The organism is Nitrospirota bacterium (assembly GCA_015233895.1).
Lineage (GTDB): Bacteria > Nitrospirota > Thermodesulfovibrionia > Thermodesulfovibrionales > Magnetobacteriaceae > Magnetomonas.
The window spans coordinates 81,892-103,900 of sequence record JADFXG010000003.1 but is presented as its reverse complement, the minus strand read 5'-3'; the positions used below and the strand labels follow the sequence as shown (position 1 = coordinate 103,900).

Here is a 22,009-nt window from a genome sequence, read left to right as displayed (position 1 = left end):
CGTATCTGTGCTGCCTTAAAACTACCCACTCAGAATACTGTAACATAACGATATTGAAATGTCAAATGCCTTATTCAGTCTTTTTTGGTATTTTAATGTTTTTTTTTCTAACCGTGCTATTTACTGTGATAAAAGGACTTATTGACAACTTTGTCCAAAAATGATAGATTAAGTTGTGTAGTCTTTGATGACAAATCAACAATAGCTATTTTAGCGGGTGGATTTTATGTCAAAGATTTTTTCTATATTGCTTTTAGCGCTTTTTGGGGCGTTTCTTTCTCTGGGTGAAGTGCTGTGTGCAGATAGTAACACACACCGGTTTGGTTATCTCGGAAATGCCTTTGGGTTAGTTGGCAGCTCGTCAGTGGCAATGCCGTGGAGTACTGCATTTGCTTCATATTCGTATTTTACACCGTACGATGATCTTGGATTTAAGTGGGACAGGCCCCATCCCGGCCCCTTTAACCGTAACATAATCGAGCACGAAAGGGGAGTCTATGATTTTACGATACCGGATGCATACGTAAGAGCGGCTGAAGAGCACGGGATTTCAATAATAGCAACAATTTGGCCCTTTGTAGACTGGGACCAGGAGCACTGGGAGGGATTACCAGGTTGGGAGACCTCAACAGGATGGCTTGCCGATTTGCCAGCAAGCAGGTACAATCCGTATGATATTGAAGCTTACAGTAACTTTGTGAAGGCTTTGGTTGACCGCTATAACGGAGACGGCGTCAATGACATGCCCGGGCTTCTCTATCCTGTCAATTACTGGGAAATATTAAACGAACCTGAATCCAGCCTTACCGCCGGCTCGCCGATGATATTTTATAAGGGAACAGCGCGCGATTATGTAGAGCTGGTCAAGGTCACAACGACGGCGATTAAAGAGGTTTACCCACAGGCAAAGATATTAAACGGCGGAGCAACGGGCGGTAACACGTCATACTGGCAGTATGTGTTAGATTCGCTGGACTTTTCACCTTTTGATGTAGGTAATTGGCACTATCTGCCACAGCGTGATGATGTTGGGGATCTTGCAACAAGCGTTTGGCACGATGTCTTTAGCCATAAAAATATTAACAGACTCTGGAACACAGAGTACATGGTGTTTAGCACAAACCATCCGGATACAGGCGCTAACAACTCGCCGGATGAATTATCTCAGGCTAAGAACATAGTGAAAGGTTATGTCAGAGCTTTTGCTGCAGGAGCAGAAAAAATCTTTTATGTGTATTATAAAATGTCAGATGCTGGCTTGATTGACCCCCGGGGAGGCAGAAAAAAACCAGCTTACTTTACACTTAAGAATTTAATAAAAAAAATTGATTCCTTCACATCAGTTACAACTATACCGCTTAATCATGATACCTCCACGTATGCCTATAGATTTGAGGTAGCCGGTAAACCAGTACATGTGGTATGGGCTGCCTCAGACAAGATAATAACATTTCCTCTTTCAGGCACAACTGTCACAGGCGCTTTAGTAACACAAAGTACACCGGCAGATGAAAGCGGTAACTTCAATGTTTCATACTACAGCGTAACTAACGGGTCAATTGACTTATATGTCTCTGACACACCGTGTTATATTGAGGAAATCAGCAACAAGTAATACCGAGTTGAGACCGTTGCAAAAATATTATAACACCAAAGTTGAGTTCAAAAATATAACAAAATGTTATAGAAAAAGGATGAGATTGCCACACCCCCTGCGGGGGTTCGCAATGACGGCGTGGGCTGTGCGTGGGCGTACCTATCCGTCATTACGAGGAGCGATAGCGACGTGGTAATCTCATCATTATTATATTTTAGGCTGCTACTCGGTATTAATTGGGAAATACTTTTCCCCCATTTTGGGAATTTTGCAACGGTCTCGAGTTGCATTCTATCGCCTAACTTTGTTGGCATCGTCAAAAGCTCCTCAACGTACTAAAAGTACGCCTACGTCGCTTTCTCCTTGCCGCCGCGTTATGCTTCTGTCTGCAACTCGGTATAAGTCAGTGGACACACAGTCTGAACATCAAAATTTTACACTGATAGTTAGTTTGTTTTAAAATATCTATTATGTCTGACTTCGGTGCAGGGAATGTGAATGATTTTAACAGGTTAAAAAGCTATATTGAAGAGACCGCACGCTTATCTGTTAACCTAACCATAACCGACAATTCCTCAAGCCTTCTTACGATAAGCACCAAAGATAAAAAACTTATCATAAGGGCTCATAAAATGTTTCTTACGGCTCCGTATGGTGTTATGAAAGAAATAGCCATGATTGCCTCAAACAGAAAAACAAGTGGCTCAGTTTTAAAGAAATATATTAAAGACAATGCTGATTCCATTAAGACCCCTCCAGCCAACCGCAAAAGAACTGTCATCACACGGGGAAAATTCCACGACCTCAGGGAAATGTTTGACGCCGTTAACTGTGCGTACTTTGGGGGGAGCATCAGTTGTGTAATAACGTGGGCAAAACGTCCGTCTAAGGGATTTGCAAAAAGACGCAGGCTTGGCGCTTACAACTCCGAACTCGGAATTATTACCATAAATCCGGTACTTGATAAACCACTTATACCGAGGTATATTATAGAATATATTATTTATCACGAAATGCTGCACATCAGTGTCGGCGTTAGAAGAGAAAAAAACAGATGCAAAGTGCACTTCAGGGAATTTAAAGAGTTAGAGAGGCAGTTTAAAGATTACGTGTCTGCTGTGAGTTTTATAAAGAATAATTTTGATTTGTTTCATTAAACATGGGCCTGGCAGAGCAATCAAAAACATAAACCCGGGGTTTTAGAGTTGACAGCAGAAAAAAGCTTTTGTTAGACTTTAGAACGTCTGATGTTGCTTAAATTAAGAGGCGTAAAGAGGTAAAACACGTGGCCGTAATGAGCCAGATACTGGAGTATGCTGAAAGTAAGCGTAATACTTACAGACAATACGATTTTACGCAAGAGCAGGCCGATGCACTTAAGACTTTTTATGACCTTGCTCAGGAGTTTAATGAAATAGAGGAGCTCTATTTTCTGTGCGTGGCAGTGCCAAAAGTGTTTCTGAAACTCGATGCCATGCTCTACCTCTACGATTCACGTTCACTTGAGCTTTCTTTAGTGGCAAAAACGGAAAATCCTGAAAATGGCCTTTATAAGCCGCCCCCTGATGACATCAGCCCCGCAGACAGCACATACCGCGCAGGCAACAATCTCATAATAACAATAAAGGGGAAAAGGATCCTAAGCGAACAGTTGCCAAATACGCATAAAAATAACATTCTTGGCACTCTCGTAGTTTATCCCAACACTAATCTTTCAGAGGCGGATGAGTTTTTTTTAGAAAAGTATGCAAACAGAATCGGTTTTAACATCCATAACCGGTTGCTGCTTAATAAAAACATAGAGCACCTGAGGTTTATCCGCAATCTTGTAGCCGATATTGAACATAACATCATTGTGCCCAATATGATATTTAAACTGTTTTTGCGCCGGATGAAAGGTAAAATCACAAAAAACATGGAGATTGAAAAGTTTCTCAATAAATACACGCATGATGCTGAGTGTGACGAGGTGTGTATAGAGCACCTTTTGGCAGAACTCACGGAGGTAAACCTGGGTCTTATAGAGGAGTTTCAAAACATAGATAAACACTACCATAACACATCCCTGTTTCTTGAAACCCTGTTCAGAAAGAGCCACTTTGACAAAGGACACTTAACTCTCAGAACAAAGCCGTGCAACATGCACAAGGATATAATCCTGCATCAGATAGACCGTTTTATTGACCGATTCAAAGAGATGAATATAACCGTAGAGGACTGTTGCAGCAATGAGGCAGATGAGATAATAACGGTAGTTGACCTTGGCCTTATAGCGCAGGTTTTTGCCAATCTCTTTTCTAATGCCTTAAAATATACCGATTATGCCGTAGATGAGCACGGTAAAAAATATAAGCTAATGCGCTACTGCAGAGAGATACTACCCGGCTATTTCGGAGCTAATAAAAACGGAGTAAAGTACAGCGTATTCACTACTGGCCAAAACATCAGGTCAGAGGAAAGGGACAAGATATTTGAGGAGGGCTTTAGGGGGTCAAACATTGGGTCACGTCCGGGAACCGGGCATGGACTTACGTTTATTAAAAACGCAGTGGAAATTCACGGCGGTGTCTTTGGTTATGACCCTATGCCTAAGGGAAACAGTTTTTATTTTGTTCTTCCTTTATGATTGACACACAGGAGCTTGTCCGCCGTATTTCTGACATCCATAAGGCAATCTGTAACTCCTCTGCTAAAGCAGACAGAAACCCCGATGAAGTGGCATTAATAGCTGTGTCTAAGTATTATCCTGCAGAGTTAGTTTGTATTGCAATGGAGGCCGGTGTCAGAGATTTTGGAGAGAGTTACGTTAAAGAGGGGCTTGAGAAAATCCAGACACTAACAGCGCATGAATCGTTTCCATGTGTGAGATGGCATCTGCTTGGGCATCTGCAAAAAAACAAGGTGAAAAAAGCTGTCGGACTTTTTGACTATATTCACTCGGTTGACTCTGTGGAGTTGGTTGAGATTATAGATAAAGAAGCCAAAAAACTTGGGATGATACAGAAAGTGCTGATTCAGCCAAAACTCTCCGATGAGGATACAAAAACTGGTATAGAGATTGATCTTCTGCCTGAGTTAACAACCTGCATTGCAAACATGAAAAATGTGCAGCTTGTGGGTTTTATGGCAATCCCTCCAAATTTAGATAATCCTGAGGCCAGCCGACCGTATTTCCAAAGGTTACGCACAATCAGGGATGAAGCAATAGCACGTGGCCATACAGATGCGGTACATTTGTCTATGGGGATGTCTGATGATTTCAGAGTGGCGATAGAAGAGGGTGCTACAATGGTCAGAGTGGGGAGCGCCCTGTTTGGACAGAGGAATTAGACATTGAAAACAACAGGGCAGATGCTTCGTGATAGTATAAATACAGACAGGCTTATTAATAATTTCCTTGAGCTTATCAGTATAGACTCGATGTCGTTTCAGGAACAGGTAATCGGAGAGGTTTTAGCTGGCAAGTTAATTGGACTGGGGTTTAGTGTGAGTATCCAGTCTTATGGGGATTCATTTAACCTTGTAGGATATAAGAAGGGCAACGCCACAGGGGCAATGCCGCTTATGTTAAGCAGCCACATGGACACGGTAGAGTCAACGGGGGGAATAAGGGTAATCAGGGAAAACGGAGTGATTAAGACAGACGGGAAAACCGTGTTGGGAGCAGATGACAAAAGCGGGATAGTGGAGATACTTGAGGCTTTGCGTGTAATAGAGGACATGGGGCTTTCTGTTGGAGACATAGAGGTGCTGTTTACATCGGCAGAGGAAAGGGGACTGCATGGGGCAAAGAATTTTGATTATACTTTGTTACAAAGCAAACATGCGTTAGTGTTAGACAGCAGCGGGAGTGTTGGCAGGGTAGTAGTTTCAGCGCCCACTCATGATGCTTACACTATGAGGATAAGCGGACGCTCTGCCCATGCAGGCATTGAGCCTGAAAAAGGGATAAATGCAATAACAGCTGCGGCAAAAATAATCTCAGAGCTTCCCGATGGCAGAATCGATCCAGTTACAACAGCAAACATAGGCACAATTTGGGGTGGTTCAGCCACAAACGTGGTGCCGCGCGAGGTGGTCATAGAGGGAGAGATGAGAAGCCACACCCTTGAGACCATAGAGCGGCTGAAAGAAAGTATGTTTGAGATGGCAACTAAATTAGCAAGGAAACATCAGGTAAAAATCCACATAGAAGATAAGCGGCATTATGTAGGATTTAAAATAGCTGATGATGATCCATTTGTAAGACTCATTGACGTGGCGTTACACAAAAGCGGTACCCTTCCTGAACACCTTGTCTATGGCGGCGGCTCGGATGCTAACGTGTTTAACGAACGTGGGATTAAGTCACTTGTGCTCTCAACCGGAATGCAGCAGCCTCACACCACTGAGGAACACATATACGTCAATGACTTAACCTCCGGAGCCCTTGCCATCCTTGAGACGATTGTTGCGTTTAGGGATTTTAGGGTGGGATAGTGGGGGGAAAGCTTTGCCACCCACTAAAGGCTACAGTTTTTATTGTAATTACAGTATTGACTTCTTAACTTATATAAATTAACATAAATGGCGAGTGAGATCATGTTATCATTAGAAGCATGATGTGTATCATACATTATTTTATGCGTTTTCTCAATTAAAATATTAATCTCTACGAGGTGGTTGATATGTTAGCATATGAGTGTATTTAGTATGCGAAAGAATTTTCATGAAGTACGTGATCCAATACACGTTTTTGTTAGGCTTGACAATGATGAACGAGAGGTTTTAGACTCACCTCATTTTCAACGGCTGCGACATATACACCAGTTAGCGTTGACATACCTTGTTTATCCTGGTGCGACTCATAAACGCTTTGAGCATTCACTTGAAGTAATGGAATTGGCAAGCCGGGTTTACGACATTGTATCTCATCCAGATAATGTAACAGACAAAATAAAAGATGAACTACCTGAAGTCAATAATGATGAGAAACGGCGTTATTGGCGTAGGATAATCCCAATGGCCGCACTTTGCCATGACATTGGGCATTTGCCTTTCTCTCATGCTGCAGAGAAAGATTTGCTTCCGAAGGGTTGGGACCACGAGCAATTAACAAAAGAAATCATTCTTAGTGACACTATGAAAGAAATCTGGAGTAAAATGACTCCACCTCTAAGGCCGGAATATATTGTTAAACTGGCTATTGGTCCCAAGAAGGCACAGGATTTAGATTTTTCTACATGGGAAACGATTTTGTCCGAGATTATAGTTGGTGATGCCTTTGGCGTTGATCGGATGGATTATCTTCTAAGAGACTCTCATCATATAGGTGTAGCTTATGGAAAGTTTGATCATTATCGCCTTATTGACACATTAAGAATTTTACCTTCTGCACCTTCCGGTAAAAATGAAGAAAACAGTGAGCCTGCTTTAGGAGTGGAATTTGGTGGGTTTCAATCTGCAGAGGCGTTAATTCTCGCAAGGTACTTTATGTACTCTCAGGTCTATTTTCATCCAGTGCGTAGAATTTATGACATACACCTAAAAGATTTTCTTAAAAAGTGGCTTCCAGACAACTTTTTTTCAACCGATTTGAACGAACATCTTAAAATTACGGATAACGAAGTTACAGCCGGTATTTATAAAGCATCTATAAACTCAAATGATGAGCTGTATAATAAGGCAAGACTATTAGCATTTCGTAAGCATTTTAAATTATTATATCAAGCAACACCAACAGATAAGGATATTAACCTTGAAGCTGGGCAAGCCATTTATGAATCGGCAAAGGATAAGTTTGGAGATGATTTTGTCAAACATGACTATTCTCATCAAAAAAGTGGTGCTCCTGAATTCCCTGTAAAAATGCCGGACGAACAGATTGTATCTTCCCTTGCAATCCCATCTACCTTGAGCAATATGCCGGTTGTTTCAATAGATTATGTTTTTGCTGACAGGGAAATTTTACCTAAAGCCATGAAATGGCTTAAGGTAAAAAAAGATGAAATCATACAAATGAAAATAGAGGAGAAAAAAGATGGATAGATTGAAAAAGGCTGCAATTCTTATTACTCTAGTTGAAAAGTTAAGGGAAAATGGCAGTTGGTGCGGAGAAACTCACTTGCAAAAATCGGTTTATTTTCTTGAGGACCTTCTCGGAGTACCTTTACAAATGGACTTTATCATTTATAAACACGGACCATTTTCGTTTGACCTTCGTGATGAGTTAACAGCATTAAGAGCAGATGAATTACTCAAATTGGAACCTCAGTCGCCTCCTTATGGTCCTAAAATCGTCTTATCAAAACGATCTGCAAGTGTTAAGGAATCATTTCCTAAGACGCTCAAGGAATATGAGAAACAACTTGAATTTGTAGGTAAGAAACTTGGCGATAAAGGTGTAACAGAATTAGAGCAATTAGCAACAGCTTTATATATCTCAAAACGGAAAAGCCCAAATAACTCTGTAGATGAAAGAGCCAAAGAGTTGGTGCGCATTAAACCACACATTTTACCTGATAATGCTCGTGATGCTATTGAAAAGGTCGATCAGATGATCGAGGAAACAAAGAATTTATAATAGTACAATTATAGCTTAGCACCGATTTTCATATAGATAAAACATACTAAAGATAAGGCTTCTGGTATAATGAGTGAGTAAAAAAAGAAGCAGACACCTCCAAAAGAAGCCTCAACCAAAACTTAGCGGAAATATCCGAAAGTACATTCTGAGGTTGCGAACCCTCCGTAGTGGTATCCTTATCGAGGATTGAAAGTGTTTGTGTATTTTCTCAGTCAATATCATACTCTTTCATTTTAGCGAGGAGGCCGCGGTAGGAAATCTTAAGTATGGCTGCTGCTTTGGTTCTGTTACCATCTGATAGTTCCAGCGCTTTTCTGATAACCTTTGTCTCCTCGGTTTTCAACGTTTCCTTTAACGACATAAACGTCTTATTATCCACTGCCACGCCTGCTTTGACATCCAGCAGCATCTTTATGTGCTCGTAACGTATCGTGCCGTCATCACTAAAAAGCACTGCCCGACGTATTACATTTTTCAATTCCCGAATGTTACCTACCCACGGATTGTTCTCCAAAAGAGCCATCGCCTCATCACTTACATCTCTGATTGGTTTATCCAACTCATCCGATGCCTCGGCTATAAACTTGTTGACAAAAAACCCTATGTCCTCACGCCTGCTCCTTAGCGGAGGCACTGTCATTATAAACTCCCCAAGGCGGAAATACAAATCGCTCCGCAGATTTTTTGTCTCCAGCAGATGATTTACGTTTCTGTTAGTTGCGGTTATTATTCTTACATCAATGTCAACATGTGTTCTGCCTCCTACCGGATAAATCAGCTTGTCCTCAACCACAGATAAGAGCTTTGCCTGAATGTTTGGCGACATGTTCTGTATCTCATCTATAAATATAGTGCCGCCATTGGCAGCCTCGAAAAATCCCCTCGTTCTTCTGTCAGCTCCCGTAAATGCGCCCTTCTCATGGCCAAATAGCTCACTTTCCATTACGCTTTCCGCTAAGCTCCCTATGTCAACTTTCACAAACGGCTTATCTGCCCTTACGCTCAGGTTGTGGATTATTCTGGCGATGTACGATTTCCCGGTGCCTGTCTCACCTTGCAGAATTATTGAAAAGTTGCTTGCCGCTACCTGTTGAATATCGGATATAAGTTTACTCATAGCATGGCTTTTGCCTAACTGGCTCTCTAAAGACGTATCCACTGCATATTTTAATGCCCTCGTCTCCTGCTTTAACTGCAACTGCTGTATTGCGCGTCCTAACGTTATTATCAACTTGTCAAAATCGGGCGGCTTCACCACGAAATCATACGCCCCCAGTTTCGTTGCCTCTACAGCGGATTGAATGTCTGCATAGCCGGTCACTATTATTACCGGGACGTCAGTGTCAATCTTTTTTAATTCCTGCAGTGTCTCCATTCCTCCCATGCCATCCATCACTAAGTCCAAAAGAACCGCAGACACACCGCCCCGCTTAAATAACTCTATCCCGTCATTACCGTTTGGCGCACTCAATACCCCGTAGCCGACTGAGCTCACCACATCCCCGATACTTTCCACAAGCGTTGCATCATCGTCTATTATGAGTATCTGCTCTGTGCTCATAGCTGCCTTAGCCACCGCCATTGCCTGAGCCTGCCGCAAACTCTATAGCATCCAACAGTTGATCCATTCCGTAGGGTTTTGATACACGCGCTTTAAAGCCATACCTTTTATACTCAGCCATCACTGGGTCATCGGAATAACCACTTGCCACTATCGCCTTAACATCAGGGTCAGTTTTTAGAAGTTCCTCCATGGCCTCCTTGCCTCCCATACCACCCTCTATCACCAAATCCACTATCACTACGTCAAACGGTTGCCCATGTAATTTACCCTCATTATACAGATACAGGGCCTCCACTCCGTCCCTTGCCATAGACACTCTGTAGCCGCTTTCACGCATTATTAACCCAACCCATATTCTTATCTCATCATTGTCTTCAAGCAGGAGCACCCGTTTTTTACCATTTTGCGCCGCAGCCGGGTAAACGGACGTTTGCACACCTTTGGCTGGTTCACTTACAGAGAAATCACAGAACTTTACCGGTTTTCTCTCTTCTGTTACCACTGCAGCATCCAGCTCACACTCAGCAGGGATATAGACCTCACAGTGAGTCCCCTTGCCAGGCTCTGATGTAAGTATAACATCTCCGCCATGCTTTCTTACGATAGAATGTGCAATTGTTAATCCAAGGCCGCGCCCATTGTATTTTGTAGTAAAAAACGGGGCAAATACTTTGCTTATATTCTCTTTTTCTATCCCTGTGCCGGTGTCTATAAAATCAATCTTAATAAACTTACCGTTTGAAGACACTGAGCTATGGTCTGTCAGTTTAGCATTGTGTGCTCTGACTGTAATAGAGCCGTTGTCTTTTACTGCTTCTTTGGAATTGGAAAGCAGATTATTGATTACCTGCCTTATCTGGTCCTTGTCAATCATCACTAAACACAGATCCTCTGCTATATCCAGTTCATAGTTTAACTGAGAGCCTGCCATAATAAGCGGCACTGTTTCTTTTATAAGAGCGCCCAGTGAGGATGACTCCTTAATTGGGGACCCGCCGCGGGCAAAAGTAAAAAGTTGGTTAGACAAATATTTTGCCTTGTCTATTGTTTCCTCAGCCTGTATCAGTTTTGCATAGGCACCATGAGTTTTAGGAAGGTGGTTTTTAGCCACTGCAAGCTTTGATGCAAACACGGTCAGCACGTTGTTAAAATTGTGCGCAATACCTCCGGCAAGTGTGCCTATAGCCTCCATTTTTTGTGAGTTTATAAGATGCTCCTCCATTTTACGCTTTTCACTTTCCCTTTCATGAAGATCTGCAATCATTTTAGTAAAAGCAATTGATAATTGGCCGATTTCATCTTGCGCATTTACGGGAAGCCCACCTTTTATACTGCCAATTTCACCAAATTCCCTCATGCAGCGGGTTAAGTCTATGACTGGTTGTATAATTTTTCTAAGTACAACAAATGTAATCCACAGGGCGGTTATGAGAAAAAAGACACTCATAATTATGCTTTTAAAAAAAAGTCCGGTAACCTGCGCTTTAAGAGTTTTCGTAGTCAGACAGATTTCGACAAAACCAAACAGTTTTGATTTATTGGCATCCCCTGCCTGCATGTAATCATCCCCTGCATAATCGGACAGTACTGGCGCCCAAAAACATATTACGTTTTTACCCTTTGTGAAAAAGGGGGTTCTATCTCTTTGTAGCTGTTCTATTATTTTATTTAATTCATCATGGTTATCTGAATTGTCTTTATGTAATTTATGTTTTTCATACCTTGAAAGAAGTTTAGCGTCATTATTAAAAATTGACACATAAACCACATCTTGCTGCCTTTTTATCGCATCTACAGCGTCTGCCAGGATAGTTTCACTTTCTGAAAACACCCCGAGACGGCAGTTATATGCCAGTAATTTAGCAAGCAGAGTTCCCTCCGTTATGCTCTTTTCCATTAGTTGTTTGTACTGTCCGCGCACTATTATGGTGACAAAAACAACAGATACTGATATGATAAAGATAGTGACAACGGCATAGACTTTAGCAGCGAAATTCTCTCTGAATCTTCTAAATATTCCCAAATTCATTTTAATAAAAAATTGAGCACAACTATCCGGTTAGCGTTTAAGTTGGGTGAGATCTATGATAACAGAGTTTTCTTTCCTGAATGGCTCATTTATAACCAAAACCATCTTGGTAGCTACTACTGGATTAACAGATACCTTTGCGACAGTCACGTCATAAAGGTTATTTTTATTGGCAAACAAGCTGCCTTTTAAGATTTCACCAGCCTGCTTTCCAATATCAACCGGCGATACTGAGACAGACAAAGAGGCGCCGCGCTCTAAGTGTTTATCTGCAAAAGTAAATAACGGCTTATTGTACCGGGCAGAAAAAAGCTCATATAGCTCTATCATCTCAGGCGGTGCCACGGTCACATCCGGAATAAGCCACAGGGCTTCAATCTTGTCTTTAATAGCGTTTAGAGCGCCAGGTATGTCCTTGGCGGAGTGTACCTCATGGATTATAATCTCAAAACCCAGACTTGCGGCAACACTTCGGGCAGCGCGGATTATATTTTCTGAGTTTTCAGGATTATACAGTACCCCAAGACGGTCAACGTTAGGAAACACGCTCCTTATCGCCCTTAACTGTTTAACCGGAGGGATAATCATGCTGATCCCTGTAAAATTATTTTTCCCTGCCGTATAGAGCAAAGGATTTAGGGCCATCATGTAAATAACCGGCGTATTTGTTAAGTTTTTAACACTTTTAAGAGCCTCCTCGCCAATGGTTACGACCTTATCAGGCTTGAACTTTTCTATGAAAGCCATAGAATCAGCGCCTTTCATATCCAGAGCCAGCACTCCTTTTACATTACACCCGCAACTACGCTCAAACCCCTGCAGCGCCTCTTCAAATGGTTTAACAGATGAGCCCTCAATTACTACTACATTTTCTGCAAACAAAGAACGGCTAATCGAAATACACAACATCAGCACTATAAGGAAACATCCCAAGCGTTTCAAATCCACTCCCCCTGCTTTCTAAGGCCGCGCTATGCCATTTTGAGCAATTAAATGTTCGCTGCTTCATAGCGTCCCAAGCCTGTTCATGCCAGCAGTCTGCCTGAGAGCAACTCTCCGGGCACACCGTCCACAATTTAAGGTAATATAAAAAATATATTTTGTCAAGCAAAAATTTAAAATGTTTATTTTCTACATGATTAATGACAAATCTTGTAAATGCAGGCTCAGTTATGTTATAAAATGAAAAACTTATGATTTTAGGGAAAAAAATAGCTGTTGTCATGCCGGCTTATAATGCCGAAAAGACTCTGCAACAAACTTATGATGAGATACCTCATGAGTATGTTGATGAGATAATTGTTGTTGATGACGCCTCAAAAGACAGCACTCCGGAGGTGGCTAAAAAGCTTGGCCTTAAGGTTATAGTTCACGAAAAGAACCGCGGTTATGGCGGTAATCAAAAGACGTGTTACAAAAATGCACTTGTTGGCGGCGCTGATGTAATTGTGATGCTGCACCCGGACTATCAGTATTCGCCAAAACTTGTCACAGCTCTTGCCGCTATGGTTATCTCCGGCCATTATGATGTTGCGCTTGGCTCAAGAATTCTTGGCGGAGATGCACTTAAGGGCGGAATGCCCTCCTACAAGTATGTATCCAACAGGTTTCTGACATTTTTTGAAAACCTTTTTCTCGGCATTAAACTATCAGAATACCACACAGGTTTCAGGGCTTTCAGTAGAACTGTGCTTGAGACCATTCCGTTTGAAAATAATTCGGACGATTTTATTTTTGATAATCAGATGATAGTCCAGGCACTTCACTATGGGTTTAAAATCGGAGAGATAAGCTGTCCTACCAAGTATTTTGAAGAGGCGTCCTCTATTAATTTCTCCCGAAGCGTAACATACGGTCTTGGGGTTATGGGAACATCGCTGCAGTATTTTTTTCAACAGAAAAAAATCATGAATTACAAAATATTTGAAAAGAATAACCGTTGAAAAAGCACATCGGGCTGTAAAAGCAAAGTGCGGGCGTCAAGTGTCTTTGATGTAAAGATATTTTCTGCATGTAAAACACTCCCTCCACTAACCTGCATTAAGTCAGTAACAATTTAAATATTATCTGCCTGAAAATAACATTAATAATGTATTGACAAAAAAAAAAAATTGTTATATTATGTTATTGAATTTTTGTTTAAATACTTTAATTAATTATGGAGGGAAATAAATTGGCGAAAAGAAGGGTGGTTATTTTAGGGCTTATGGTGCTTTTGCTGTTTACAGCAAGTTGCGGTTTTGTGGCTGACGGACCGTTTGGATGGGTCTATACGGACAATAAGGTGCCAGTTGCCATAGGGCCGGCTCAAAGCGGTGCAAAGGCGGGTCAGGCTTGTATTCACTCGTTTTTTGGCGCTGTGGCCATAGGAGATGCCAGTATTGAAACAGCTATGAAAGCTGCTGGAATTAAAACTGTATATACAATAAACAAAGCAAATCTGAACATCTTCGGAACTTACACAAGGCAGTGCACCATAGTGGCCGGAGAATAGGATTTCTACGGTAAGATTTTTCTAAAATACATGACAGAATCAAGGAGGTGATATTGTGTCTGATGACAAAACTTTAACTAACGAATCTCCAAAGAGCCGTTTAATAGCATTGTTACTGTGCTTTTTCCTGGGTTGGGCTGGTGGACACAGGTTTTACTGCAACAAGCTCGGCACCGGATTGATAATGCTCTTTACTATGGGAGGATTCGGGTTGTGGTACTTTGTTGACATAGTGATGATTTCTCTGGGCTCGTTTAAAGACAAGGACAATCTTCCTATATCAAGGTGGTAGTTTGTAAAGGTTATGTTGGTAATAAACTATAGGGGGTGGCTTTAGTGGGTGTTCCACCCCTGAGTTTTTTACATTTAAGTTTAGCTGTACAGAGTCAGAAAATAAGTGTGATGGGGCTGTAAATTATGGGTATAGATAGCAGCAGAGATGTCAGGAAGTTGATTCCGGCGCTGATTATTTTGTTTCTTTCAGTGGTATTGTCTATAGCGTTTCGTAACGGCTGGCCGATGCTTTTGGCTGTAACGGCGATTTTCGTTTACAAACCCAGTTGGTGGCTGGTTATAATTATGGGTTTTACCTATACGGTATTTCTCAAAAGCGGTTGGCCTCTTATTGGGTCGGTTGTTTTTGCAGTTGTTGGGAAACCTAAGCGATGGTGGCCAATACCCGCAGGTATTGCTTTTGCCCTTGTAGAGGTTTTCTCCTTTTATTTATCAGAAAGACCCATAGGGATTACCCGCGGTCTTACCGTTATGTCTGCTATTACGGAATATTTGATTAATCCTGCCCACATTGACAACGTAGAGTACTGGAGCATTTACCAACCGAAGATTGACTGGACTATGGCTCTGATTCTTGGAGTGATTTTAGGGAGTTTCCTCTCGGCAAGATACTCAGGGGAATTTAAATGGATGAAAGTGCCGGATATGTGGAGGCAGTCTAAGGGACCCTCGGTGTTTAAACGGTGGGTATGGGTGTTTTTAGCAGGAATAGTGATGGGATTTGCGGCAAGGATTGCAGGCGGGTGCGTAAGCGGCCTTTTAATTTCCGGCGCAATTCAATTGGTGCCCTCCGGGTTTATATTTATGATCTCCCTGTGGGTTGGAGGAGTGCTGACAACGTTTCTCTTTTACAGGGGCGGAATTGTAGCGGTAAAGAAGGAGTAACATGCTGGAGCTTGTATCTTTAAATGAATTTCTAAAAAGATTAGCGGATATATTTGACCCATCTACGATTGAAGCTGTAAGGGGTGCGTCGAGTCTTTACGGAGGATTAATTATCGGGCTTTTGTTTGGCGTGGTGCTGCAAAAAGGAAGACTCTGCAAATATGATACAGTGAGCGGGCTTTTCAGGCTTCAGGACTTTACAGTGTTTCGTCTTGGCACTCCTATTCTAATGGTTTCCATGCTGCTGGTGTATATGTTAACCGATATGGGAATTATAGAGCTCCATGTACCTAAAACTGTCATAATCCCTCAGATAGTGGGTGGTTTGATGTTTGGCGCTGCTATTTCTATAATGGGTTTTTGTCCCGGGACGGCAGTAGGCGCTCTGGGTGAGGGCTCTCTTGATGCTATTCCAGCCATTGCAGGCTTGATGGCGGGAGCAGCCATATATGCTGAGTTTTTCCACGATGAGTGGTCTAAGACATTTCTTACCTGGGGAGACATTGGCGCTGATACGTTTGCCGAGCTGCTTAAAATAAATCACTGGTATCTGATTGTGTTATTTTTGTTAATGGCAGCTTTGTTTCTTATCATGATGACTATGTTTGACTGGATGCTGGTGTTTATCAGGAGAACGTTTAATATGTACATGGATCTGACTGATGCCCTTGAGGAAAAAGTTCCACCTGCGGTTAAGCAATCACAGAGTAGTGTCAGCGAAACAGTTCGTAATCTTAAGAAAAATATAAGGGATATCTTCTCTAAGTAGAGCCGCTCGTTTGGAGTTTATATATCTGGACAATAATGCAACCACGATGGTGGCCCCGGAGGTTAAGGAGGCCATGTCACCGTGGTTAGACGTAAACTACGGGAATCCCTCAAGTGCCTACTCTTTTGGAGGCCGTGTCTTATCAGCCATAGAGCAGGCTCGCTTACAGGTTGCCTCTTTAATCGGAGCTAAATCTGAGGAGATAATTTTTACAAGCTGTGGCACTGAGAGCGATAACACAGCAATAGCGTGCGCATTAAGCGCTAACCCTTTGAAAAAACATATAATTACAACAGTCGTAGAACATCCTGCCGTGTATAAATACTGTGCCTTAATGGAAAGCCGCGGGTACAGAGTGTCATATTTACCGGTTGACACAAGCGGCAGGTTAAGTATGAAAGATTTAGAGAACGCCCTTTTGCCTGACACGGCACTTGTGTCCGTTATGTATGCTAATAATGAAACCGGAGTTGTCTTTCCAATTAAAGAAATCGGAGAGCTTCTTAAAGGAACCGGAATTATTTTTCACACTGATGCTGTACAAGCTGTTGGTAAAATCCCTATAAATGTTAAGGAACTAAACGTCGATATGCTTTCTCTTTCCGGGCATAAGCTTCATGCACCAAAAGGAATAGGGGCTCTTTATGTGAGGGAGGGACTGCCATATCATCCGCTAATAATTGGAGGACACCAGGAAAACGGCAGACGTGCCGGCACGGAAAACGCGGCCTCCATAGTGGGTCTTGGCAAAGCCTGCCAACTGGCGGAAAGCCTGATTTTCAAAGAGGCGGCTTACCTTGCACAATTACGCGATAACATTGAAAATACGCTTATAACTAACCTTCCAGGCAGCATAGTTAACGGGGATAAGAAAAACCGTCTCCCTAACACTACCAACATAAGTTTTGAATTTGTTGACGGCGAGGCTATACTTATGATGCTTGACATGCAAAATATCTGTGTCTCAACTGGTTCTGCCTGCTCCTCCGGGTCATCTGAGCCCAGCCGCATACTTAGTGCTATGAGTGTCCCCGCTACTGCCATACACGGTTCCCTGAGGCTTTCCCTTAGCCGCTACAACACCACATCTGAAATAGACAAAGCCGCTGAGGCTGTCACATCCGTGGTCAGAAAGCTAAGAGCCATATCTCCGTTTTAGATAGTAACCACCTAATCCTAGTAGAGACCGTTGCAAAAATCATTTTTCAGCCAAAACTTTACAAAAAACACAATTGTAAATATACCAAAATTCAAAAAGATATTCATATTGATTATTTAAAAGGATGAGATTGCCACGCCCCCTGCGGGGGCTCGCAATGACGATAAATAATAGTTTTTACTGTGTTTTTTATTCGTCATTGCGAGGAGCGATAGCGACGTGGCAATCTCAGCCTTTAAAAATAATTAACGTAATTATGCATATCGCTATAAGAGTTTTTTTATTGTGAAAATTCAAAATATCGAATTATGCAACGGTCTCTAGTTGCTAATACTTTCCTATGAGGTTGTTTTCCATTGCATATCTTACAAGTTCGGCATTACCCCTGATTTTCAGTTTATTCAATATATTTATCCTGTAAGTGTTAATGGTCTTTACGCTGAGATTTAACACACTGGCAATCTCCATGGGAGTCTTGCCTGCCACAATCATATCCATTATGTGGAATTCTCTTTTGGTCAGGTGCTTAAAGTGGAGCTTTTCACTTCTCATATCGAGCACATTAGCAAGGTTTTCAGCCAGAGTTTCGGTTATATATTTCCCTCCGGATACAATTTTATTAACAGATTTCAGTAGTTCCTCAGGAAGCGCTTTTTTAGTGATGTAGCCTGAGGCCCCGATTCTCATTGACTGTATGGCATACTCCTCCTCAGGATACATGCTTAAAATAAGTACCGGTAAAGTTGGATAACACTGCTTTATCTGATCCAACATTAGAAGTCCGCTCTTATCCGGCAGTGATATGTCCAGTATAACTATGGTGAACGTGAATTTTTTTAATAGTGCCATACCATCCTGAGATGTTTCAGCCTCCTCTACAGACTCTAAATCCGGCAGTCTGTGCAGTATCTTGATAACTCCCTCCCTTACTATAGGGTGGTCATCAACCAGCAACACCTTAATCATTTATCCTCCTTTAATTAATTGCGGTAGCAGATGAAAATATTCTCTCGGCTGTTTCATCGAAAAGTGATAATTCGTTAGGAAATTGCGGCTCACCCGGAGTTGTGCTTGTGTCAGGAATAATTATCTTGACATTAGTTCCGTGAGATAGTCTGCGTTTTATTTCCAGTTGCCAGCCAAGCAATGAAACACGCTCCCTCATCCCTAAAAGCCCAAGCGAGTTATAATCAAATATTTTGCTCTCTTCTATTCCTATGCCGTCATCAACTATTTTTATAAACAGCTTTTCCTCTTTACTGTAAATATACACGTTAGCTTTGTGTGCTTTTGCGTGGCGATATACATTGGTTAACGCCTCCTGGTACAAACGAAAAATTGTTATAGATGAGTCAGGGCTGAGATAGTTTAGCGACGGCATTATTTTATCATTGTACCTTACTGTACAATTAATACCAGTGCGACGCTCAAATTTCCTGGCATGCCATTCCATGGCAGCAAGAAGTCCAAGCTGGTCAAGGATACTCGGCCTCAATTCTGTTGCTATGTTGTGCATACGGTCAATTATGCTGTCTATGTATCTTTCAATTTCACCTATTCGTACTGGTACACGTGGAGTAACTGATGTGTCATACTCTAAAGACAATTCGTTTACGTCCATTTTAAGCGATGTGAGAGCCTGTCCCAACTCATCGTGAAGCTCTCTGGCAATGGATGCCTTTTCGTTTTCCACATGTGACTGCAGCCGCGTGGCAAAGGAGCTTAACTGTTGTTTTGAAGCTCTTAACTCCTCCTCGATGATTTTTCGCCTTGTCAGTGCCAGATTAAGGTTATAGTTCGTTTCTAATTGAAAAACAGAAAGAATTCTGGCAACATTCCATGAGGACACTATGATGATTAACCCCCTTACAAGACGGATTGAGAGATTCGTAGAGGATTGGAACCACCCTACATTGAAGACGCTTGCTGGGAAAAAATGGCCAATAGGTACAATTAAACCGCTCAGTATGCCGTATATAAAAAAGGATATTGCTAATGCCCACAGTTTGTACTTTATGTCTTTGTGGTGTATGAGTTTTTCCTCCCCTGTGTAATAATAAGCGATAACCCCCAATCCAGTAAGAAGCGAGCCGGGGAATCCCATGAAATATCTTGACAAGATGTTGCTTGTTTTCATGAAATTATAAGATTGTGAGGAAATTGCGATTATTGTTAGTAATATTGAGGATGTCAGCCAGAGATCAAGGGAATCAATGCTCCTTAACATATGATGAGTGTTGAGATTGTTCAGGCACATCCTGAGGCCGAAATCAAGAAGGAAAAAATAGGATGAAATGAGAAAAGTCCATCTGGCAACGTCAAATAACCTGGACGGGCCTTTAACAAATTCCCACATGTGAATCCACTCGGTTATACCGTGAAGAATCCCGAATATGCCCAGCAGCCAGATTATTCTGCCTATTTTAAAACTACTGCTGATTTTGTGTTGGGCAATGATTCCTGTGCCCATAATGAATAGTGACAATCCGTAGAAAAAATAGATTACGTCCATGTCGTGTTTTAAATATATGTGTTCCAAATACTTCCTCTCTTTCCATTTAGAATAGCTAACCTTTTAAATAATTACAATAGGTAATTTACTTATAACACCAAGGAAAATACATGACTTTATAGGCAAAAATAACGCATAAAATTCAAATCATTACTGATTGAATCTGCCCAATTGTAATTAGTAGCATAGGTAAAGAGGAATTTTAACTTTGTTAACTTAATTACAATTTTTAACAGAAGCGGGGACTAATACTATGAACGGAAGAGAATCAGTTATGACCGGTGTGCAGACAGCCGGCCATGCCGGGTTGTACGCATTGAGGGACAATTACAAACGATGGTTAAAGCCGTTATTCCCATTTTTGAAGTGGCTGCCGGAGGTTCGGACAACATGGCGGAGTGACCTTTTTGCAGGATTAACGGGTGCGGTTTTGGTTTTACCTCAGGGAGTGGCTTTTGCCATGATTGCCGGCTTACCGCCACAGTATGGGTTATATTCTGCCATGATTCCGGCAATTGTCGCAGCTCTTTATGGCTCTTCAAGGCATCTTATTTCAGGGCCTACTACGGCAATATCGATCGTGATATTTGGTACTTTGGTAGGCATGGCGGAGCCCGGCTCGGCTCATTACATAGAGCTTGCCATGATTCTTACGTTTATAACCGGAATATTTCAATTTGCCTTAGGGGTTTCCAGACTAGGGGGGCTGATTAATTTTGTCTCCCATTCGGTGGTTACCGGTTTTACCTCAGGAGCAGCACTGCTTATCGCTGCAAGCCAGTTAAAGCACGTGTTTGGCCTTATATTTAAAAACAAACCGGAATTTGTGGAAAACCTACAACAACTTGCCATAAATATCGGGCAGTATAATCCCCGTTCGCTAACCGTAGCTGCGGTAACTCTCACAGCGGTAATAGTTATTCATAAGTTAAAACCACGGTGGCCCGGGATGTTGATTGCGATGGTTATAGGCAGCGTTTTGACGGCATCTCTTGGTTGGAACGGGTATGGGGTGCGTGTCGTAGGGGCGTTGCCAGCTTCACTTCCACCTTTTAAGATTCCGAATTTTTCATTGGAATCAATTAAACTTCTTGCAACTCCGGCACTTGCCGTTGCAATTCTTGGCCTTATGGAGGCCGTCTCTATAGCCAGGTCTATAGCGCTACATTCGGGACAGCGAATAGATGGAAATCAGGAGTTTATAGGACAGGGGCTTTCAAATATAGTAGGGGCGTTATTTTCCTCATACGCCTGTTCAGGGTCTTTTACACGGTCGGGTATAAACTACCAAACGGGAGCAAAAACCGCTGCCGCTGCTGTTTTTGCAGCAGTTTTACTCGGAGGTATTTTACTCCTTATAGCTCCATATGTAGCGTATTTGCCTATGCCCTCGATGGCAGCAGTTATTTTAGTTGTAGCTTATAAGCTGGTAAACTTTCACCACATTGGCGATATATTTAAGGTATCGCGTTCAGATACTTCAGTTATGGCAGTTACCTTTCTATCTGTCCTTTTTTTAGAACTGGAGTTTGCCATTTACATTGGCACACTTCTTTCGATATGGCTCTACCTGAAGAAAACCGCCAAACCCGCCGTGCTCACCAAAGTACCGGAGCCAATCACACGCAAGTTCGTTACAAACCAGAGTCTTTCCGCTTGCCCACAGCTTGGAATAGTAGCTATAGAAGGGGATATGTACTTTGCCGCAACATCTTATGTCGAGGAGCAGATTTCGCACCTAAGAGCACTCCATCCGGAACAGAACAAGCTCATAGTTGTCGCATCTAACATAAACCACATAGACTCGGCAGGGTGCGAATCGTTTAAGAGTATCATAAACGAGTACCGCAGAAATAATGGAGACATCTATTTTTGCGGCATAAAACCGAAAGTGTACGATATCTTAAAGGTAAGCGGAGTAATTGATATTATCGGCTCAGACCATATATTCGATCACAAGAAGAATTCACTGAAAAACATAGTTCCGCTTCTTGACATGAAAAAGTGCATTAACTGTAAGTGCAGGATATTTACCGAATGCGACATCAACAAGTCTATCGGATTGAAAATATACAGTGATGATGAAAGGACAGATTACGTTGGTCATTGCATACCGGTATATGAAGCAGTGTAAGACAGCT

General features: G+C 42.0%; 19 protein-coding genes. 14 read left to right on the top strand and 5 right to left on the bottom strand.

Features of this window, described 5'->3' with window-relative positions; all coding sequences use genetic code 11:
• Positions 1–226 precede the first annotated feature (226 nt).
• From HQK88_04185 to HQK88_04155, 7 genes are all read left to right on the top strand, one after another.
• Positions 227–1,615 (top strand): hypothetical protein, encoded by a 1,389-nt coding sequence (locus HQK88_04185; GenBank protein MBF0616003.1) that lies wholly within the window; start codon positions 227–229, stop codon positions 1,613–1,615.
• A 476-nt stretch (positions 1,616–2,091) separates the two neighbouring features.
• Complete coding sequence (locus HQK88_04180) at positions 2,092–2,754, top strand: hypothetical protein (protein ID MBF0616002.1); 663 nt, start codon at positions 2,092–2,094, stop codon at positions 2,752–2,754.
• Positions 2,755–2,891: 137 nt separating this feature from the next.
• The gene (locus HQK88_04175) at positions 2,892–4,223 is read left to right on the top strand and encodes a sensor histidine kinase (GenBank protein ID MBF0616001.1); all 1,332 of its coding nucleotides are present in this window, start codon (positions 2,892–2,894) and stop codon (positions 4,221–4,223) included.
• Positions 4,220–4,927 (top strand): YggS family pyridoxal phosphate-dependent enzyme, encoded by a 708-nt coding sequence (locus HQK88_04170; protein MBF0616000.1) that lies wholly within the window; start codon positions 4,220–4,222, stop codon positions 4,925–4,927. The genes HQK88_04175 and HQK88_04170 overlap by 4 nt, the downstream gene beginning before the upstream one ends.
• Positions 4,928–4,930: 3 nt before the next feature.
• Positions 4,931–6,076 (top strand): M20/M25/M40 family metallo-hydrolase, encoded by a 1,146-nt coding sequence (locus HQK88_04165; GenBank protein ID MBF0615999.1) that lies wholly within the window; start codon positions 4,931–4,933, stop codon positions 6,074–6,076.
• A 213-nt stretch (positions 6,077–6,289) separates the two neighbouring features.
• Complete coding sequence (locus tag HQK88_04160; GenBank protein MBF0615998.1) at positions 6,290–7,624, top strand: HD domain-containing protein; 1,335 nt, start codon at positions 6,290–6,292, stop codon at positions 7,622–7,624.
• Complete coding sequence (locus HQK88_04155) at positions 7,617–8,159, top strand: hypothetical protein (GenBank protein ID MBF0615997.1); 543 nt, start codon at positions 7,617–7,619, stop codon at positions 8,157–8,159. Before HQK88_04160 ends, HQK88_04155 begins: the two co-directional genes overlap by 8 nt.
• A 211-nt stretch (positions 8,160–8,370) precedes the next feature.
• Here the strand turns inward: HQK88_04155 and HQK88_04150 are convergent, their stop codons facing one another.
• Genes HQK88_04150 through HQK88_04140 form a run of 3 tightly spaced genes read right to left on the bottom strand, consistent with a single transcriptional unit; the run spans position 8,371 to position 12,697 of the window.
• Entirely contained in the window at positions 8,371–9,744 is a 1,374-nt protein-coding gene (locus HQK88_04150) for a sigma-54-dependent Fis family transcriptional regulator (protein MBF0615996.1), read from the bottom strand.
• Entirely contained in the window at positions 9,731–11,755 is a 2,025-nt protein-coding gene (locus tag HQK88_04145) for a response regulator (protein ID MBF0615995.1), read from the bottom strand. Before HQK88_04145 ends, HQK88_04150 begins: the two co-directional genes overlap by 14 nt.
• Positions 11,756–11,785: 30 nt before the next feature.
• A complete protein-coding gene (locus HQK88_04140; GenBank protein ID MBF0615994.1) occupies positions 11,786–12,697 on the bottom strand; it encodes a hypothetical protein in 912 nt (303 codons plus the stop codon).
• A gap of 251 nt (positions 12,698–12,948) precedes the next feature.
• On the opposite strand from HQK88_04140, the gene HQK88_04135 reads away from it, so the two are divergent.
• From HQK88_04135 to nifS, 6 genes are all read left to right on the top strand, one after another.
• Positions 12,949–13,698: a glycosyltransferase family 2 protein gene (locus HQK88_04135; protein MBF0615993.1), complete on the top strand. Its 750-nt coding sequence runs from the start codon at positions 12,949–12,951 to the stop codon at positions 13,696–13,698.
• A gap of 230 nt (positions 13,699–13,928) precedes the next feature.
• The gene (locus HQK88_04130) at positions 13,929–14,249 is read left to right on the top strand and encodes a hypothetical protein (protein MBF0615992.1); all 321 of its coding nucleotides are present in this window, start codon (positions 13,929–13,931) and stop codon (positions 14,247–14,249) included.
• A gap of 55 nt (positions 14,250–14,304) precedes the next feature.
• Positions 14,305–14,541, top strand: a complete 237-nt coding sequence (locus HQK88_04125; GenBank protein ID MBF0615991.1) for a TM2 domain-containing protein — start codon at positions 14,305–14,307, stop codon at positions 14,539–14,541.
• Positions 14,542–14,666: 125 nt separating this feature from the next.
• Positions 14,667–15,428, top strand: coding sequence for a YeeE/YedE family protein (locus tag HQK88_04120; GenBank protein ID MBF0615990.1), 762 nt, complete (start codon positions 14,667–14,669; stop codon positions 15,426–15,428).
• A gap of 1 nt (position 15,429) precedes the next feature.
• Positions 15,430–16,197 (top strand): YeeE/YedE family protein, encoded by a 768-nt coding sequence (locus HQK88_04115; protein ID MBF0615989.1) that lies wholly within the window; start codon positions 15,430–15,432, stop codon positions 16,195–16,197.
• Positions 16,198–16,207: 10 nt separating this feature from the next.
• A complete protein-coding gene (gene nifS / locus HQK88_04110) occupies positions 16,208–17,356 on the top strand; it encodes a cysteine desulfurase NifS (protein MBF0615988.1) in 1,149 nt (382 codons plus the stop codon).
• A 327-nt stretch (positions 17,357–17,683) separates the two neighbouring features.
• Here the strand turns inward: nifS and HQK88_04105 are convergent, their stop codons facing one another.
• The gene (locus tag HQK88_04105) at positions 17,684–18,322 is read right to left on the bottom strand and encodes a response regulator transcription factor (protein MBF0615987.1); all 639 of its coding nucleotides are present in this window, start codon (positions 18,320–18,322) and stop codon (positions 17,684–17,686) included.
• 10 nt (positions 18,323–18,332) lie between these two features.
• Positions 18,333–19,895 carry a sensor histidine kinase gene (locus HQK88_04100; GenBank protein ID MBF0615986.1) on the bottom strand — a complete coding sequence of 521 codons (1,563 nt, stop codon included), beginning with the start codon at positions 19,893–19,895 and terminating at the stop codon, positions 18,333–18,335.
• Between the two features lie 247 nt (positions 19,896–20,142).
• On the opposite strand from HQK88_04100, the gene HQK88_04095 reads away from it, so the two are divergent.
• A complete protein-coding gene (locus tag HQK88_04095) occupies positions 20,143–22,002 on the top strand; it encodes a SulP family inorganic anion transporter (GenBank protein MBF0615985.1) in 1,860 nt (619 codons plus the stop codon).
• The last annotated feature ends 7 nt before the right edge of the window (positions 22,003–22,009 follow it).